Annotated in this window: 17 protein-coding genes; 9 read left to right on the top strand and 8 right to left on the bottom strand. The window is 41.5% G+C overall.

Annotation, left to right across the window (positions count from 1 at the left end):
• Positions 1-43: 43 nt before the first annotated feature.
• The 3 genes from P9989_RS20005 to P9989_RS19995 all read right to left on the bottom strand — a co-directional run bounded on the left by P9989_RS20005 (position 44) and on the right by P9989_RS19995 (position 2048).
• A complete protein-coding gene (locus P9989_RS20005) occupies positions 44-676 on the bottom strand; it encodes an SDR family oxidoreductase (RefSeq protein WP_283076602.1) in 633 nt (210 codons plus the stop codon).
• Between the two features lie 68 nt (positions 677-744).
• Positions 745-1680 carry a PD-(D/E)XK nuclease family protein gene (locus tag P9989_RS20000; protein WP_283076601.1) on the bottom strand — a complete coding sequence of 312 codons (936 nt, stop codon included), beginning with the start codon at positions 1678-1680 and terminating at the stop codon, positions 745-747.
• A gap of 56 nt (positions 1681-1736) precedes the next feature.
• Entirely contained in the window at positions 1737-2048 is a 312-nt protein-coding gene (locus P9989_RS19995) for an MGMT family protein (RefSeq protein WP_283078992.1), read from the bottom strand.
• An 89-nt stretch (positions 2049-2137) separates the two neighbouring features.
• Between P9989_RS19995 and thiD the strand changes: the two genes are divergently transcribed.
• Both thiD and P9989_RS19985 read left to right on the top strand, forming a co-directional pair.
• Complete coding sequence (thiD, locus tag P9989_RS19990) at positions 2138-2944, top strand: bifunctional hydroxymethylpyrimidine kinase/phosphomethylpyrimidine kinase (RefSeq protein ID WP_283076600.1); 807 nt, start codon at positions 2138-2140, stop codon at positions 2942-2944.
• A 76-nt stretch (positions 2945-3020) separates the two neighbouring features.
• On the top strand, positions 3021-3689 hold the full coding sequence (locus P9989_RS19985; RefSeq protein ID WP_283076599.1) for a Type 1 glutamine amidotransferase-like domain-containing protein: 669 nt from the start codon (positions 3021-3023) through the stop codon (positions 3687-3689).
• Positions 3690-3754: 65 nt separating this feature from the next.
• Here P9989_RS19985 and trhO read toward each other — a convergent pair whose 3' ends face one another.
• The 3 genes from trhO to P9989_RS19970 all read right to left on the bottom strand — a co-directional run bounded on the left by trhO (position 3755) and on the right by P9989_RS19970 (position 6829).
• Complete coding sequence (gene trhO, locus P9989_RS19980) at positions 3755-4696, bottom strand: oxygen-dependent tRNA uridine(34) hydroxylase TrhO (RefSeq protein WP_283076598.1); 942 nt, start codon at positions 4694-4696, stop codon at positions 3755-3757.
• 188 nt (positions 4697-4884) lie between these two features.
• Positions 4885-5427 (bottom strand): cysteine hydrolase family protein, encoded by a 543-nt coding sequence (locus P9989_RS19975; RefSeq protein WP_283076597.1) that lies wholly within the window; start codon positions 5425-5427, stop codon positions 4885-4887.
• A 214-nt stretch (positions 5428-5641) separates the two neighbouring features.
• Positions 5642-6829, bottom strand: a complete 1188-nt coding sequence (locus P9989_RS19970) for an MFS transporter (protein ID WP_283078991.1) — start codon at positions 6827-6829, stop codon at positions 5642-5644.
• A gap of 262 nt (positions 6830-7091) precedes the next feature.
• Between P9989_RS19970 and P9989_RS19965 the strand changes: the two genes are divergently transcribed.
• The 6 genes from P9989_RS19965 (at position 7092) to P9989_RS19940 (ending at position 13616) form a co-directional block, all read left to right on the top strand.
• Positions 7092-7580, top strand: a complete 489-nt coding sequence (locus P9989_RS19965) for a PTS sugar transporter subunit IIA (RefSeq protein WP_283076596.1) — start codon at positions 7092-7094, stop codon at positions 7578-7580.
• 11 nt (positions 7581-7591) lie between these two features.
• Positions 7592-9001, top strand: coding sequence for a PTS system trehalose-specific EIIBC component (gene treP, locus P9989_RS19960; RefSeq protein WP_283076595.1), 1410 nt, complete (start codon positions 7592-7594; stop codon positions 8999-9001).
• 30 nt (positions 9002-9031) lie between these two features.
• Positions 9032-10723, top strand: coding sequence for an alpha,alpha-phosphotrehalase (gene treC, locus P9989_RS19955; protein ID WP_283076594.1), 1692 nt, complete (start codon positions 9032-9034; stop codon positions 10721-10723).
• Positions 10724-10747: 24 nt separating this feature from the next.
• A complete protein-coding gene (gene treR, locus P9989_RS19950; protein ID WP_283076593.1) occupies positions 10748-11461 on the top strand; it encodes a trehalose operon repressor in 714 nt (237 codons plus the stop codon).
• 140 nt (positions 11462-11601) lie between these two features.
• Positions 11602-12111 carry a DUF6933 domain-containing protein gene (locus P9989_RS19945; protein WP_283076592.1) on the top strand — a complete coding sequence of 170 codons (510 nt, stop codon included), beginning with the start codon at positions 11602-11604 and terminating at the stop codon, positions 12109-12111.
• A gap of 107 nt (positions 12112-12218) precedes the next feature.
• Positions 12219-13616 (top strand): MBL fold metallo-hydrolase, encoded by a 1398-nt coding sequence (locus tag P9989_RS19940; protein WP_283076591.1) that lies wholly within the window; start codon positions 12219-12221, stop codon positions 13614-13616.
• A 44-nt stretch (positions 13617-13660) separates the two neighbouring features.
• Here P9989_RS19940 and P9989_RS19935 read toward each other — a convergent pair whose 3' ends face one another.
• Together P9989_RS19935 and P9989_RS19930 are read right to left on the bottom strand one after the other, a co-directional pair.
• Entirely contained in the window at positions 13661-14314 is a 654-nt protein-coding gene (locus P9989_RS19935; RefSeq protein ID WP_283076590.1) for a DUF429 domain-containing protein, read from the bottom strand.
• 230 nt (positions 14315-14544) lie between these two features.
• Positions 14545-15831, bottom strand: a complete 1287-nt coding sequence (locus P9989_RS19930; RefSeq protein ID WP_283076589.1) for a helix-turn-helix domain-containing protein — start codon at positions 15829-15831, stop codon at positions 14545-14547.
• A gap of 228 nt (positions 15832-16059) precedes the next feature.
• Here P9989_RS19930 and P9989_RS19925 point away from each other — a divergent pair, with 228 nt between their 5' ends.
• On the top strand, positions 16060-17655 hold the full coding sequence (locus P9989_RS19925; protein ID WP_283076588.1) for a M4 family metallopeptidase: 1596 nt from the start codon (positions 16060-16062) through the stop codon (positions 17653-17655).
• Positions 17656-17839: the final 184 nt, after the last annotated feature.

The following is a 17839-nucleotide window of genomic DNA, read 5'->3' as shown; positions in this document are numbered from 1 at the left end:
CAGCAGCTCCCATCGAGAAGGGGGCTGCTGTTTTGTTGTTGATTTATAGACTTTTCAAAGCGTCTTCGATTTGCGTTTCACCTTGAACCATCTCAAATGTTTTATGGTACGCATTCGGTTCCTGAAGAGCTGCAATCATCGTTTTAGCTACATCTGCCCTTGTAATAGAATCACGGTCGACTTTCTTACCAACTTTAATTTTGCTGGTACTATCTTCGTTGGTCAAACCGCCTGGGCGAACGATCGTATAGTCTAGTTCTGTGCCTTCCAAGTATTCATCAGCCTCAAGTTTCATTCTCAAGTAATGCTCCATAGGGCCTGATCCCTGACTTGGATCATCTGCAGAAATGGCACTAAGCATTATGAATTTCTTAACACCAAGATTTTCCGTTGCTTTAATCAGGTTGATAGCACCATCACGATCAACCGCTGTGGTTTGGTCTGATCCAGTGCTTGAGCCGGAACCAGCTGCAAATATAACAGCATCCATTCCTTTGAGAGCATGACCTACATCTTTAGTTAAATCCGCAAGGACGGGAGTCCCCCCTAATTCTTCAATCATTGCTTTTTGCTCTTCTTTACGTACCATGCCATACGGCTCATGGCCGCCATCTTTTAAATACTGTATTAGTAAACGTCCTGTTGTTCCATTTGCTCCTGCCACAAGTACTTTCATAACTTCTGAACATCTCCTTTTATTAATCCTACACTAAGTTTTTCCGTTCCCGGGTTTGTTCAAACATTCTATGAGCCGGAAGGAAAGCATAGTTCTTGATAGTTACAATGGGCGCAAATACGCGGGTTATCCTGCATTGGGAATTGATCAATAGGCAAAGGCTGGTTTTGATTGGAATCCAGCAGATAATTCTTCATTTGTTCCATGCTGATCTGGTAGAGGCGTTGAACATTAACGAGATCATGGGTCGTTAGTTGGTGCTCTACATGAGTGCCCTCTAATAAATATTCATTTCGAATTATGATTTCATCTAATGATTCAATAGCATATTTTTGCTGTAAATAAAGAGCATAAAGAGCCAGCTGATTTCGGTCTTCATCAGAGGATTTACCTGTTTTCCAATCGACAATCACCCATCTTCCTTGTTGTAAATCCTTGTAAACTAAGTCCATTACAACGAAGATTTTTATACCATCTACTTTCATAAATCTGAATTTCTCTGATTCTATAAATCGCATATTTTCTTTGTTGAGGACGTCCGCGAAGGACTGGCTCGCAAAGAAATTTTTCACTGTAGTATGAAGGCGGTCAGTTATTTTCTTAGTTTTAGCTTCGGGAAGTGTGTTTGTCTGACTATAATAGATTTCATGAAGCATCGTATAATGTTTTGGCCTGTTATTCCATAGATGCTCTTTACGTATCGATTCAATAAATCCTTTATTCAAATAATGGCGGACTTCATCCACGACCGATTCCTGACTAGGAATCTCCTTATCATACAACACATTTTGTATGATTTGGTAGATTAAATCGTGGACAATACTGCCAAAATGCATCTCAAGATTCGTGATCTTCTTTAGACGATAAGCTTGCCGGGACAATGAATCGCCACCAGATAGCCAACCATTATGAGAGACATAATAATCATAAGCATACTTACGCAGACACGTCAGCATCGTCTTATGCCGCGAAAGCGACCATGATAACTCCGGAAAACGCCTCAACCCAAACCCCTCCTCTTCCTCGGTTCATCCATAAACTCCCACCTCAGGTCTTACAATCATTTCCTTTCAATTCTGTGTTGATATGTAGTTAAGTCGACTACTTTATTAATAACGACAACGCCTTCGCTTTCAAGGGAAAGCTGCTGCTCCATTGCTGATTCTTCATCTTGAATTGCAATTTCTCCCTTGGAATTGATGACTCTGTGCCATGGCAAATGATATTTTCTGCTCATGGAATGAAGTACCCGGACAACTTGTCTCGCCGCACGCGGACTTCCGGCGACACGAGCGATTTGTCCGTACGTCATCACGCGTCCCTCGGGAATTTCCATAATAATCGCTATCACTTTTTCTGTAAAAGGTTTCAATTCCATCACCCATCTCATACCAATAGCCTCACCTGTTCAGGATTTGTTACAATTCAAGTAGACGAATTGTAATGAGCGGAGGCCTAACTATGAGTATACCACGAACACTAACGATCGCAGGATCAGCAGCACAGGGAAGCGCCGGCATCCAAGCCGACCTAAAAACCTTCCAAGAACTAGGAGTTTATGGCATGAGCGCGATCACAGCCATCGTTGCCAACAACTCAACAACCGAACAAGGTATTTTCACCCAGCCCCTCGAAGCCATAGAAGCACAGATTTATGCTTCTATGGAGCACGTCGGACCCAATGCACTGAAAACCGGCATGCTTTTCACCGAACCCATTATCAAACAGACAAGTGAGCTGATCGCTGCTTCTTCGGTAAAAGAGGTCGTGGTCGACCCAGTTATGATTGGGAAAATGGGGTCACAGCTGCTCCAGGATGAGGCCATCGAAACGCTGATCGAGCACCTGCTGCCCCTCGCAACAATTATCACACCCAATTTGCAAGAAGCAGCGCGAATTTTAGATGAGCCTGCACCAGAGTCGCCGGAAGAAATGGAGGAGGCCGCCCGGAATCTTTACGAGCTTGGTCCCAAATACGTGCTCCTTAAAGGCGGTTCGCTTACTAACCATCACGCCATCGATATTCTGTATGATGGAAGCACCTTGAGACGTTATGGATCAGAGCGCATTGATACGATTCATACAAGTGGGGCAGGCTGTACCTATTCAGCAGCAATCACTGCAGAGCTTGCAAAAGGAAAAACGGTAGAGGAAGCTGTCACAACAGCTAAGTCATTCGTAACCAGTGCCATCCGTCACGCTTTATCCTTTAACCGCGGAATTGGCTCAACCAACCATGCCGCCCACCGTAAATACGAAAACAAGTAGACATGGTATAAACTTCCTCCCCCAGGTCATCCAGATTCTGGAGGACCTGGGGTGGAAATAATTGGAGGTTTTTGAAGTGACAGATACTCATTTGTTTTTGTTTGGCGGCAGTCCACCTATGACCGAACTATTGGCTAACCGTTTTGCAGAAACACTAAGAGACAAGAAGGGAACTATAGCTCTTTTATACATAGAACGGGAAGGTTCCGAAGAGTACCTCCCCAAATATTCACTAACTCTACGGGACTATGCTCCAGAGCTAGAAATTTTCTCGCTGCCAATAGAAGCTTCCTATACAAAGGAACAACTAAACCAATTGAGAGACTCCAGTGGGATTATAATTGGTGGTGGGGATACATTAGCCTACTATAACTATATTGTGGAAACAGAGGTGGCTGAGGTCATTCAAGATCAATTTCAGAAAGGGGTACCTGTTGCGGGGTTCTCAGCAGGAGCCCTAATTTCGCCAGAGAATTGTGTGATCTCACCAAAGGATAATCCTAAAGAGATTACCTTATACCAACGAGGACTGGGCTTACTCATGGATGGTGTCTTATCAGCCCATTACCTGAAGTGGAAAGAACAAGATCAATTGAAAAAGGTGATCACTCATACCGATGTTGGGTTCGGCTACGGCATTGCAGACGAATCCGGAATCTATTTCGAGAACCAAAAGCTCACTACAATCGAAGGATATGTCCATATAGAAAATAATTCCACCTCAGGTCATCCATATTCTGGATAACCATATCGATTCAAGCGACAAAACAAAAGGCCTTTGCTTAATGAGCAAGGCCTTTTCTATCACAATTAGTTTTCGATACGATCATATTTATCTATTTGCTTCTTACGGACAACATCCCAGCGATTCTCAGGGTGTTCTCTACACTCAGTTGTACAAGCAGCATGATGTTCTTCTTCACACTCAGCACAGCACACAAACTGACGATTACATACAGGGTTGCTACAATTAATCATGCGATCTTCAGTTTTTCCGCAGTGTTCACACTCAGCAACGACTTTTTCCTCTACCTGATTAATAGGTACGGAAATACGCTCATCAAATACATACATTTTCCCGTCAAAAAGCTGTCCTTTAACTTCCGGATCTTTTCCATACGTATTAATGCCGCCTTCAAGCTGATAGACGTCCTCAACACCGTTTTTCTTCAAAATACCTGTTAACTTCTCACAGCGAATCCCGCCGGTGCAGTAGGTGAGAACTTTTTTATCCTTCCACTGGTCGGCATTCTCCGCGATCCACTTTGGAAATTCGCGAGAGTGCTCTACCTCAGGTTGAATCGCATTACGGAAATGACCGATGCGGTACTCATATTCATTACGCCCGTCAATCACAACCGTCTCTTCATCTTGAAGCATTTCATAAAATTCCTTCGGCTTCAGATGTTGGCCGCCGAATTTTTTCGGATCAATATCATCATTATCAATGCTCCAGTTAACAAGCTCAGGCTTGACACGGCAATGCATTTTCTTAAACGCATGTCCTTCGTGTTCGTCAATTTTAAAATGAATGTCTGTAAAACGTTCGTCTGAGCGGACATACTCCATATACTGTTCTACCTGCTCCACTGTGCCGGAAACCGTTCCGTTGATTCCCTCGGGAGCGACAATGATTCGGCCGCGCAGACCTAGATCTTTGCAGTACTTCAAATGGTTTGCACAATATTCCTCATAGTCAGGCAGGTCAACATACTTGTAATATAATAGAACTCGGTAATCTTTTGAGCTCATTGGTGATTCCTCCTATATATAGATCAAGCATTATAATAAAAAACATAAAATGTCCATACACCATCATATTCGATTTTAACGTAAAATTCAACTAACCACTTCTCTTCACTTGGAAAGGTATATTCATGTACCAAAGCGCTCATAAAAAAGAGCACCTTTGCATTAAAGGTGCCTCTAAGTATGATATATTATACAACTGATGCCCCAAGTACCTGCTTAAAATGCTCCAAAGCCCACTCATGACCATGCTTATTAAAGCTAGCTGCCGCATCTTTGTGCACGACGATCTGATATCCTAAATTATAAGCATCCACAGCTGTATGGAGGACACAAATATCTGTGCAAACTCCAGCTAAGTGAATTTCGTTGATCCCCCGATCACGGAGTTTCATATCTAAGTCTGTGGCATGGAAAGCACTATAACGCGTTTTATCCATGAAATAAACGGAAGAACGGTTATCATCAAATAAGGACATCAAGTCACCATATAAACGCCTTCCTTCTGTCCCGCGAATATTGTGGGGCGGAAACAAGTCTGTCTCTGGATGATAAGGGTCGCTTTCTTCATGCACATCAACTGCCAGCACGACATAATCCTCGCTCTTTATAAACATCTCAGTAAGGCGTACGAGAGAGTCTTCTATGTTCCTGCCAGGTTCCCCACACGTAAGTGCGCCTTCTTTTGCGACAAAATCAATCGTATAATCGATCACAATAAGTGCGCGATTCATCGGTTTACCGCCTCCTGTGTGTATATACACCTATCTTAACACAGGGTTTGGAGGAGCGAAATATACAATTGCTGAATTTTCCATGCAATTATGAGCAAGTTATCTAAATTTCTGCAATTCATTCAAGTTACGTTCAACAAGCAAAATATTCTTTAGCTGATGAATAGAATACAGACTGCAGTTCCTCTTTATTAAAAAGGGACAAGTCTGCCTTTTAGACAGAATGAGCGTGCCGAACCGATTCAGAGTTTTTGTGCATGGTCAAAAACATAACCGCTCCGCACAAAATCAGTAATCCGCTCGTCACGAAAAACACTGCCGAAAATCCATAGATCCCTGACAACATACCACCCATTGCCGGTCCAATAATATTTCCTAAAAAGCGAAGACTTGTATTGTAACCGAGCACTTCACCTTGCATAGCCAAGGGAGCCTCCTGACGAATATATGCTGTTCGAACAGGGATGATTCCGCCAATGGAAACACCGAGCAAGAAACGTAACGCTACGAGCTGCCAGATATTCGTTACAAACGCTGCGGGGATATAAACAATCCCTGCCATAAATAATAGGAAAACAAGGATTTTCACGTAACCCATTCGATCGGCAAGACGCCCCCAGCGCTTGGCCATTAACAAATTTCCGAGACCAGCTGCCGAAAAGGCAATTCCGGAAAATAAGGCCAAGTTCGCCGGCCCATGCAATTCCCCAACGTAAAGTGATAGGATCGGCTGAATGCTGAAATGGGCAATCTGCACAAACATTGAAATAATCATCACCATCAGAAGTACTGGCTGTTTCACGATGTGCTGAATAACTTCCCGAGAAGAGTAGCTCGACTTTTCATCCTCATCTTCTTTCTCCACCTTTTGTTCATGAATCCCGAAGAACACAATGAAGGCAGATAGAAAAACAGTTATCGATACAAATTGAAACGTTGTACCATATCCAATGGAGTCTGCAATAAAGCCGCCAAGCATCGGGCCAAGCAAGCTTCCCGTAATACTCCCGGTTTGCAGGGTGCCAAGCACTTGCCCGGCAATGCGCTTCGGTGTCTGAGTGGCAATTAACGCTTGAGACATCGGTATGAACCCAGTGAAAATTCCCATGAACAGTCGGAGCAGGAACAGCTGCCAAACTGTTGTTGCGAACCCCATCAATAATACGGACAAAGCAAGCCCTGTTGCAGAGATGATCAAGATGTTGCGTCTTCCATATTTATCGCCAATTCGCCCCCAAATTGGTGAAAAAATAAAAGCCGTAACAAAGGTAATTCCGAATACAAGTCCTGACCATGTTTGTACGAATGAGCTGGAGAAGTCGCCTAGTTCATCAATGTATAAAGATAAGAACGGTAAAACCATCGTAATACTGCCAGCTATGAAAAAGTTGGCGAACCACATGATCCATAAGTTACGCCTTGCACGTTGTTCCTGTGTTAGGATAGCGGATCCCTTCTTCCCCAAATATTTCGATACCCTAAATATTTTTATAGCATAATAACTTCCAAATATAAAGAAATAACACTCCAAATGGATGGGGCATAAAAAGTATTGGCAAATTAAAACGGTTGCAAAACATGTATATACAAATTATAATAAAGTCGAATTATGTATATACATGTCTATATTATTTTAAATGTAAGCGTTTAAGGAGGAACCCTATATGTTCAAAAAACTTTTTGGAAATAAAGAGAAATCAGTCGTCCTGGTTGCACCAGTAAATGGGAGGGTAGTCCCGCTTGAGGATGTACCAGACCCAGTTTTTGCAGAAAAAATGATGGGCCAAGGAATAGCAGTTGAACCAATCGGCGGGACGGTTGTAAGCCCGGCAGAGGGTGAAATTGTTCAACTTTTCCCAACGAAGCACGCTGTCGGGCTGAAGACGAAAACGGGTGCGGAGATACTTATTCATATCGGTTTAGAAACCGTCAGCATGGACGGGGAAGGGTTTGAAGCTTTTGTAAAACAGGGAGATAAAGTAAAAGCAGGAGACCGTTTGATAAAGTTTGACAAGAGCCTAGTGGAAGAAAAAGCAAAGAGTATAGTTACACCCATTATTGTGACAAATAGTGATGAATTTGATATTGAGTTAACATCGAATCATCAAGCATCAGCAGGAGAAACAGAATTGCTGACAGTTAACAACAAATAGGAGGGAATCGTATGAATCACAAACAACAGGCCGAGCAAATACTAGAAGCAATTGGCGGTAAAGAGAACCTATCGGCTGGTACACATTGTGTGACACGGCTTCGTTTAGCCCTGCATGATGAAGATATCGTTGATAAAGAGAGGCTAAATCAATTAGAGTCTGTAAAAGGTTCTTTTTCAACCAACGGCCAGTTTCAAATTGTTGTCGGTCAAGGAACAGTAGATAAGGTATATAAAGAATTAATCCAATTGGCGGATATTGGGGAGGCCTCAAAAGACGAGGTGAAAGAAGCATCAAAAGGAAACATGAACTGGCTGCAGCGCGCTGTTAAAACGCTGGCAGATATTTTCATTCCTATTTTACCGGCAATCGTGACTGCTGGGCTGCTTCTAGGTATTAATAACATTTTGACTGCCCCGGGTATTTTCTTTGATGATCAATCTATTATAGACGTCTACCCGCAGTGGTCGGGGATCGCGAACATGATTATCGTCATCGCCAACACGGCCTTTGCTTTCTTGCCCGGACTGATTGGTTGGTCCGCAGTTAAGAAATTCGGAGGTAGTCCGATTCTCGGTATAGTTATGGGTCTTGTCCTCGTAAACCCGGAATTACTGAATGCATGGTCTTATGGACAAGCAGTTAAAGAAGGTACTGTTCCCACTTGGGATTTATTTGGATTAACCGTTGAGAAGATTGGCTATCAAGGTCAGGTTCTGCCCGTACTAGTAGCTTCTTATGTCTTAACGAAAATTGAATTATTTTTGCGTAAACGAGTTCCCGAAAGTATTCAACTGTTGGTCGTTGGACCTGTAGCTTTACTTGTAACTGGTTTCTTAACCTTTATTATTATTGGTCCAATCACATTCGGTATCGGAAATGCAATAACAGACGGATTAGTATCTATATTTGATAATTTTGCAGCATTAGGCGGATTAATTTATGGTGCTTTATATGGGGTAATGGTTATTACCGGCATGCACCACACATTCTTAGCGGTTGATATTCAACTGATCGGAAGCACAGGAACAACTTTCTTATGGCCGATGCTTGCCCTGTCAAACATTGCACAAGGTTCAGCCGCTCTAGCTATTATGGCAGCTTCTAAAGATGAGAAATTAAAAGGTCTTGGACTTTCATCAGGGATCTCAGCCTATCTCGGAATAACAGAACCTGCCTTATTCGGTGTAAACTTGCGCTTTAAATACCCATTCATTATTGCTATTACATCTTCTGCCATTGCTGGACTTTATATCTCAGCATCCGGGGTTGTAGCAAGCTCAATCGGTGTAGGAGGTATTCCTGGAATATTCTCTATTGTTGCCCAGTACTGGCTTGAGTTTGCGATTGGAATGGTTATCGTGATTGTACTTCCTTTCCTGGGAACATTCCTATATGCCAAACGTAAACGTGACGTGTAAGACAATTTTTACAAAAACGGTGGTGCTCATATGACAGAAGAACAACAACCTTGGTGGAAACAAGCCGTCGTCTATCAAATTTATCCAAAGAGCTTCAACGATACGACCGGAAATGGAGTAGGCGACATTCAAGGTATTATCGAAAAGCTGGATTATTTAAATACACTCGGGGTCGATGTCCTATGGCTGACCCCTATGTATAAATCGCCACAGAACGATAACGGCTATGATATTAGCGATTACTACGACATTCATGAAGAATACGGGACCATGTCGGACTTTGAGCGTTTACTTGAAGAAACCCACAAACGTGGCATGAAACTGATTATGGACATCGTTGTGAATCACACGTCAACAGAGCATAGGTGGTTTCAGGAGTCGAAGGAATCGAAGGACAACCCATACCGTGATTATTACATCTGGAAAGATCCTGTTGATGGAGGTCCTCCGACTAATTGGCAGTCTAAGTTTGGAGGAAATGCATGGGGATACGATGAGCAAACGAATCAGTATTATCTCCATCTATTTGATGTAACACAGGCTGACTTAAACTGGGAGAACCCTGAAGTTCGTGAAAAAATCTATGAAATGATGCGTTTTTGGGGAGAAAAAGGTGTCGATGGCTTTCGATTAGACGTCATCAACTTGATTTCAAAAGATCAAACCTTCCCAAAAGATGATGGAAGTGTTGCGCCCGGAGATGGCCGCAAGTTTTACACAGACGGTCCTAGAGCTCATGAATTCATGCATGAGATGCATCAGGAAGTGTTCGCTCCTTATGATCTTATGACGGTTGGCGAAATGTCGTCGACAACAATTGGTCATTGCATTCGTTACACAGCGCCTGAGAGAGAAGAGCTAAGCATGACTTTTAACTTTCACCATTTAAAAGTTGATTATCCAAATGGCGAAAAATGGACGAAAGCTCCGTTCGACTTTATCGAATTAAAACAAATTCTCTCCACATGGCAGGAGAAAATGAACGAAGGCAACGGGTGGAATGCGTTGTTCTGGTGTAATCATGACCAGCCGCGGGTAGTATCAAGGTTTGGAGATGATGTAAACTATCCTGACGAATCCGGAAAAATGTTAGCCACAACGATTCACATGATGCAGGGGACTCCTTATATTTATCAAGGTGAAGAGTTCGGAATGACCAATCCCGGTTTCGACTCCATCGAGCAATATCGCGATGTAGAATCATTAAATGCTTATGAGATGTTAAGGGAAAAAGGTGTGAGCGAACCAGAAATCATGGAAATTTTGAAACAAAAATCCCGTGATAATTCCCGTACACCTGTTCAGTGGAATGATGAGCCACATGCAGGGTTTACTGAAGGCACACCATGGATCCCGGTAGCTGATAACTATCAGCAAATAAATGCAGACGCAGTCATGCAAAAAGGCTTATCCATTTTCGATCATTACCAGAAACTTATTAAGCTTAGAAAAAATTATCCGATCATAACACATGGAGATTATCAGGTGCTGCTGCCTGACGATCAGCAAATTTTTGCCTATCTAAGAAATTGGGAGAACGAGAACTTACTTGTGGTGAACAATTTCTATGGCAAAACAGCAACATTCAAGCTTCCTGATCATGTCGAGCTGCAGGGGTCTGGTGAACAGTTAATTAGCAACTATTCTGACTCTCCAGAAGACTATCGTCATATCGAGCTCAGACCTTATGAGTCAATCGTTTACCATATTCGCTCGAATTGATATGATAAAGAGCGGTGATAGCACATGAAAAATAAATTTATTGTTATATACAACGATCTAGTACAGGCCCTTCGACAGGGGGAGTATACAGCTGGGGATACGCTGCCCTCGGAAAATGAATTGGCGCTAAGATTTGAGACCTCGAGGGAGACGATTCGAAAAGCTTTAAACTTGCTGTCCCAAAATGGCTATATTCAAAAAGTGAGAGGAAAGGGCTCCGTCATCCTCGATCATAGTAAATTTGAATTTCCCGTTTCGGGATTGACAAGTTTCAAGGAGCTATCCAATCAACTTGGTCAGACCGTTAAAACTCATGTTCATGAATTAATTTTAGAAACAGCGAATAACCAATTGCGGTCGATGCTGAATTGCTCAAAAGATAAAAGAGTTTGGAAAATTTCCCGCACAAGAGATATCGATGGAGAGCGCATTATCTTAGATAAGGATTATATACTTGAAGACATTGTACCTGAGCTGACAAAGTCGATCGCAGAACATTCAATTTACGATTATATTGAAAATAAGCTCGAACTGGATATTAGTTTTGCAAAAAAAGAAATTGTGGTTGAAGGTGTAACGGAAGAAGATAAGCTGCACTTAGACTTGGACGGCCATGCTCAGGTCGTTGTGATTCGAAGCTATGTTTATTTGGCTGATGCCACTTTATTTCAATACACTGAATCCAGACACAGACCTGACAAATTTCAGTTTGTCGACTTTGCCCGTCGAACAAAATAAAGGGTGAATAGCCGTAACCTCCTGAAGGGGTTGCGGTTTTTTATAATTGTGCAACAGCTGTAAGTGAAAGGATATCAATAGTGTGGAAAGGGTTAACCTGTTACACTAGGGGAAGAATAGATAGTTGAGGTGGGATGAATATGTTTGTTATCGGGGCAACACAAAAGCTGGCCAAGGAGCTGGATAATGAATTAGCAAATCCCGAACAATATCAAGACGTCTCGGATATTTATCAATGGCATGCAAATGTGATTACCATAAATAGACGCAAATGCTTGATGCTGATAAATAATAGAACGGGTTTGAATCTGACATTGTTTGGACTTAGAAAGCAACAATTTGATAATATAGAAAATGTTATTAAAGGATCCTTAAACCAATTATTTCAACTTTTGAAAATAGAGAAAGAAATTGCAGACCACATGTTAGAAGCTGCTGAGCAGTTTGTCTATACAAAAACGACAAACCGCCAGATTTTAGGCATGATGAATCAGGTTAAGGCTATGGTGGAGGAAGCTGCAGACGGGTTAGAGTATGAAGCTATCGATGCAGAAGAGATTAATTATATTACAAATGCCGAATTGATTTATGGCCCGCTGGAAGCTCATACACCTATTGAAACATTGAGAGCTTACTTTAGAGAATCTTAAGGATCACACCACACCAGGTGTGGTTCTTTTCATTTCAGGCAGGATTATTCCACAAAAAGTGTAATCCTTATAAAGGGAGAATTAGTACAATAAACGGGGGAATAAACATGTATATTCAAACTTTTTTTGATGAAAACTTAGCGCAAAATTCGTACATGGCAGGCTGTCAAAAAACAGGAGAAGCCATTGTGATCGACCCGGCCAGAAATATTCAGCCATATTTAGAAGCTGCCCGCAAAAAAGGCTTACGCATAACAAAGGTGACGGAAACTCATATCCATGCAGACTTTCTTTCTGGCTCCAGAGAGTTAGTACATGAAACAGGTGCTTCGTTGTACCTTTCAAACGAAGGAGATGAAGAGTGGAAGTACAACTTTGGAAAAAAAGTAAGTCACGAATGGCTTAAGGATGGGGATCAATTGTACTTAGGAGGGGTACGTTTAGATGTGCTTCACACACCAGGACATACGCCTGAAAGCCTATCGTTTTTGTTAACAGATGAAGGTGGAGGGGCTTCTGTTCCTATGGGGATCTTCACGGGGGACTTTGTGTTTGTAGGAGATGTCGGTCGCCCGGACTTGCTTGAGAAGTCAGTAGGAGCTGCCGGAACAGCGAACATTGGAGCTAAAGCAATGTATCAATCTTTAGCACGCTTTAAAAAATTACCGGACTTCGTTCAAGTGTGGCCAGGGCATGGTGCAGGGAGTGCTTGCGGAAAATCACTAGGAGCTGTTCCTTCTTCTACCATAGGCTATGAAAAGCAGACAAATTGGGCGATGGAAGTGGAGAATGAGGACGAGTTTGTCGACTTGTTAATAGCCGGTCAACCTGAACCGCCTGCCTATTTTCCTATCATGAAAAGGCTGAATAAGGAGGGGCCGGCTGTATTAGCCGAAGACCAGAATCTCCCCGAGATAAAGCTGCAAGAAATAAGCCAGCTGAATGGTTCCATAGTGGATACTCGCTCTAAAGAGAAGTTCGCTGAAGGCCATCTGCAGGGATCTATCAATATCCCTTTTAACAAGTCCTTTGTTAACTGGGCAGGATGGCTGCTTCATTATAATCAAGATGCGGTAATTATAGCGAGTAAGGATGAAGCCCCTGAAATAAGAAGAACGCTTCAATCTATTGGTTTTGATCGCTTAACAGGTTATCTGCCAACTGAAGAAATGGATCAAGTTACTGATTTAGAAGGGTATAAAACTATTACAGTTGAAGAGCTTGAAGACAAGCAAAGTAGTGGGGAGTATGTCATAATTGATGTCCGTAATCAATCTGAATGGGAGGAAGGACACATCGGTGACGCAATCCATATTATGCTCGGGACACTGCCAAACCGATTGGATGAAATCCCATCTAGCAAGACTCCTATCGTTCACTGCAAATCCGGAGCACGCTCTGCAGTTGCCGCAAGTGTTCTTCAAGCGAATGGATTTAAAAACGTGATCAATGTTGCAGGAGGATATGATGCGTGGATCAAGCATAAAGAAACTGCAAAAGCATAACTCCTTATCAAGAGCTTTGTTCCAATTATTGGACAAAGCTCTTTTTAACATGAAAAGGGACACGGATGGTGAGGCGGAACAGAATCATACATCCAATACGAATTACGCTTGGGATGTCCGTAGTCCCACGCAGCAATAGCGGCAGCACATGCATCAACTAGGTGACTGGTTTTTAGAAGGTCTGACCGGATTCCACTCAAACCAAATGAAATCATCCAATCTGCAATCCACTCTAAACTATCAGAAGAATTTTTATATTGAACGATGTGCTTTTTAGCCTTATCTTGAGGAACTCTAGCGGCTAGGGATGCTCCTGGATGGACTTCAATTACTTCAACATTTGGGATACGCGTTAACATGGAGGCAATTTTCATTCCTCTAGCGGTCAGGTAGATCATTTTTGTTAGAGTTGGAGGCATAATTGAACCTGGTTTCATTCCAAGTTCTTTCGTGAATTGGCGCAGCCTTTTGTCAAGGGGACGATCCCCGCCGCCATCTTGATAAGAAAGAGGAGCATCAATGCCAACATGAACCCGATTTCTTTCAGACAAATGGGTAATGAGCGTAAGGATGTCGTCATCAGAAGCGGACGTCAGCAACTGATCGAGATGCAAGCTATGTTCGTCACTTTGAAACACGGCAACAGCTGTGTCTTTATGATTGGCAGGTCCAGACAGGTCAATGCCGACTATAAACATATGGGTGACTCCCTTTCGTAAAAAATACCCTCTACCATAGGATAGAGGGTCAATATATAGGTATAGGATTAGGGGTGTTCATTAAATACATTAACTACATGAAAAAATGATAGACTAAACTTGGTCCATAACTAAAGGCCTTGGAAATGTTTCTACAGCACTATCATGAAGTACTGGAGCAGCAGCTGATACTAATAAGCCTGTTAGCGCTATGACTGCTAATAACTTTTTCATAAACTTATCCCTCCTCCCAAGTGAGAGTGTTTATTTAACAATTGAATTGCTAACCTAAGGTAAGATGAAGACTTTTTATACATTCGTTGCTTTTCAAGGAGATCAGCTAAGAACATTGCATATCTAATCGTGTATGTATGATCTCTTTTTTCCTGAAAATATGGGATTATTTCATTTTCTAATAGCTCCTGAATATCTTCATTTTTAGTCATAATAAATTTGTAAATTTTAAAGTGTAACTCATGAGGTTTTGATGGGTAGGAAATAAGTTGTCTTTCTCCCTCATTGATCCATTTTATGCACCCTTTTTCATCATTTAATTTATAATGTTGAGTAATTAACCCATGAATAATATTTAGAAATTCAAAAGTGTCTAATGCAGTGTTTTTTTCGTCAACATATTCTAAACTCTTCTTGTAACTAGATATTGATGCCTCGTGATTTTCAAGCCTGGATTCTAAAACTCCTATATTAATGTAAACGAGCTTGAGTTGAACACGATTATTGGTTTGAGTGGCAATCTTCCGGGCGAGATCGAAATTTTCGAGAGACTTTGAATAGTTCCTTAATCGACTAAAACTTATCCCTTGAATAATATGGCAATCGGCACTCTTTGCTAAGTCATAATGGCTCTGATAGATTTCAAGAGCCAGTCCTGTATAGAAAATGGATGCCGATATGTAATTAGCTTGACCAGCACTTAATGCAAGTAAGTAATAAAGATCGCTCTGCTGCCAATCTTCTAATTCCAAAGACGAGCTATAATTTTTGGCTTCTATTAAATCCTGATAGGAATCATCGTACTTACTCTTATAATACTTCATTAGCCCAGAAACCAAATGGAAATAGAAATTCATTTCGTCATCAAAAGTATCTTTATGCTGACGGATATTTTCCCAAGCCTCATAAGCCTTCTCCACCTCATTTTCCAACAGAAGGTATCGAATGCGGTACAGCTCAAAGAAAATATATAAATGATGGTTAGCTAGCGTTTCTTTTTGCTGGAGCAATTCATTCATGAGCAGCTCTGCATCCTCTTTACGCTTGAATACAATCGATTCATACCATTCCTTTAGCTTCTCCTTCGAAGGATGACTATAGGAAGAATCAGAAAAGTCGAGGCCAAGTCTTTCGTAAAGCAATTCAAGAACTTCAACAGCTGGAACTGTTTGATCGTTCTCAATTTTTGAAAGATAAGCTGATGAAATAATGCCTTCAGCCAGCTGGTTTTGAGTTAAACCCTGTTTAACTCTGTGAAAACGAAGCACTTTACCATATTCCATTTTCCACACACACCTAGTTGATCAACTGAAGATTTGTCAGAAGGTTTGCTCTTTCAAATCTATTTTCAGAATACACGTTCGATTAGTATATTTCAACTATATTGATAGGTTTCCCAAGTCGTTCAAATTTCATGCCTTTAAGTGGGGTATATTGCCCTAACTTTCACAAACCAGGTGACAGAAAATTGTGTTATATTGGTAATGTACTCGAGAAAAAGGAGGAATTTGATGAAGTGGAAGTCATTAATGGCGTCTGTTGTCATAGGTTCTAGTTTAGTGTCTGGTGGCGCGTTTGTACATGCGGAATCAGCTGGATCTGCTAATTCTGCACTGCAAGAAGCCAAGACTAATGCTCCTCATTTTGTAAAAAAGAACTTCGATGCAGCTAAAGTCGTGTCAGAGAAAGCTGTGCAGCAATTCTTTAAAGAGAATGCAGAGAAATTTGGAATCAACCTTAATAAAGACTTAAAGTTTATTAAGGCGAAGAAGGATGACCTGGGTATGACACACTATACATACCAGCCAATGGTAGAAAATATCCCTGTAGCTAATTCTAAAGTCATTGTACATACGGACGAGAATGGAACAGTAACATCGGTGAATGGTGAATTTCATGAAGACGCCCCGGAAAAGCTAAGACAGCATCGTCAAGTGAAGAAAAAAGAAGCTGTTAAAATAGCATGGGAACATATTGATGTAGATAAAGATGAAGCAGATAAAGTAAAGCAAACAGCAAAGGGAGAAACGTTTGAGACCTTAACGGAAGCTAGTAATCTAGTTGTCTATCATGAAAATGGTAAATACCAATTGGCGTATCATGTAGAGCTACAATTCTCTCAGCCATATCCTGCGAACTGGCAGTTGTATGTTAATGCAGAGTCCGGCGATGTGATTAAGGCGTCCAACGTTGTAAAGGAAGCAACAGGGACAGGCACCGGTGTTCTTGGTGATACTAAATCTTTAAATACTTATTATACAAATAACACGTATTATTTGTTTGATACTACAAAGCCGATGAATGGTGTGATTGAAACATTTACTGCTAATCAGGGTCAATACTTGCCAGGGAATTATGTAACGGATTCTGGAAATACTTTTTATAGTGAACAGCAAAAAGCTGCTGTTGATGCCCATTATTATGCGGGTGAAGTATTTGATTATTACTATAACAATTTCGGCCGGATAAGTTATGACAACCAAGGTGCTGATATCCGTTCCACTGTACATTATGGTTCAAACTACAATAACGCAGCCTGGACAGGCAATCAAATGATCTATGGTGACGGAGATGGTACAACATTTACGTATCTCTCTGGGGCAGATGACGTTGTGGCACATGAGCTGACACATGCTGTAACAGATACAACGGCCGGGTTGATTTATGAAAATCAATCTGGTGCTTTGAATGAATCATTTTCTGATGTGTTTGGGTTCTTTGTAGACTCGGAAGATTGGTTGATGGGTGAAGATGTATATACGCCTGGTCGCTCAGGTGATGCCTTGCGCTCCCTTTCCAACCCTAATGCTTATAATCAGCCTGATCATATGAATGAGTATCAGGATTTGCCGAATACGCGTGAAGGCGATTGGGGCGGTGTTCATATTAATAGTGGAATCCCGAACAAAGCCGCATATTATACCATTAATAACTTAGGTATTTCTCAAGCCGAGCAAATTTATTATCGAGCATTAACTGTTTATCTCACTCCAAGCAGTGACTTCGCCTATGCTAAAGCAGCTTTAGAGCAATCTGCTAATGATCTTTATGGAACGCAAGCTGCCAATGCTATTACACAAGCTTGGAATAATGTAGGAGTTTATTGATTTAAATTTACTAATCCTCCCCCCTTAAAATATATCGATGGCGGATGAGATCAAAGATCTCATCCTTTTTTTATGCTGATTTTCTTTGTTAATTGAGATATAAACGGAAATAGTGAGTAAATTAAGGTAGAAAAGGGTATAAAAAACATAGGTAATTTTTTAGGGAATCGTAAAAATAAGGAGG

It is taken from the genome of Halobacillus naozhouensis (assembly GCF_029714185.1).
Lineage (GTDB): Bacteria > Bacillota > Bacilli > Bacillales > Halobacillaceae > Halobacillus_A > Halobacillus_A naozhouensis.
This window is presented reverse-complemented; position numbering and strand designations above follow the sequence as displayed.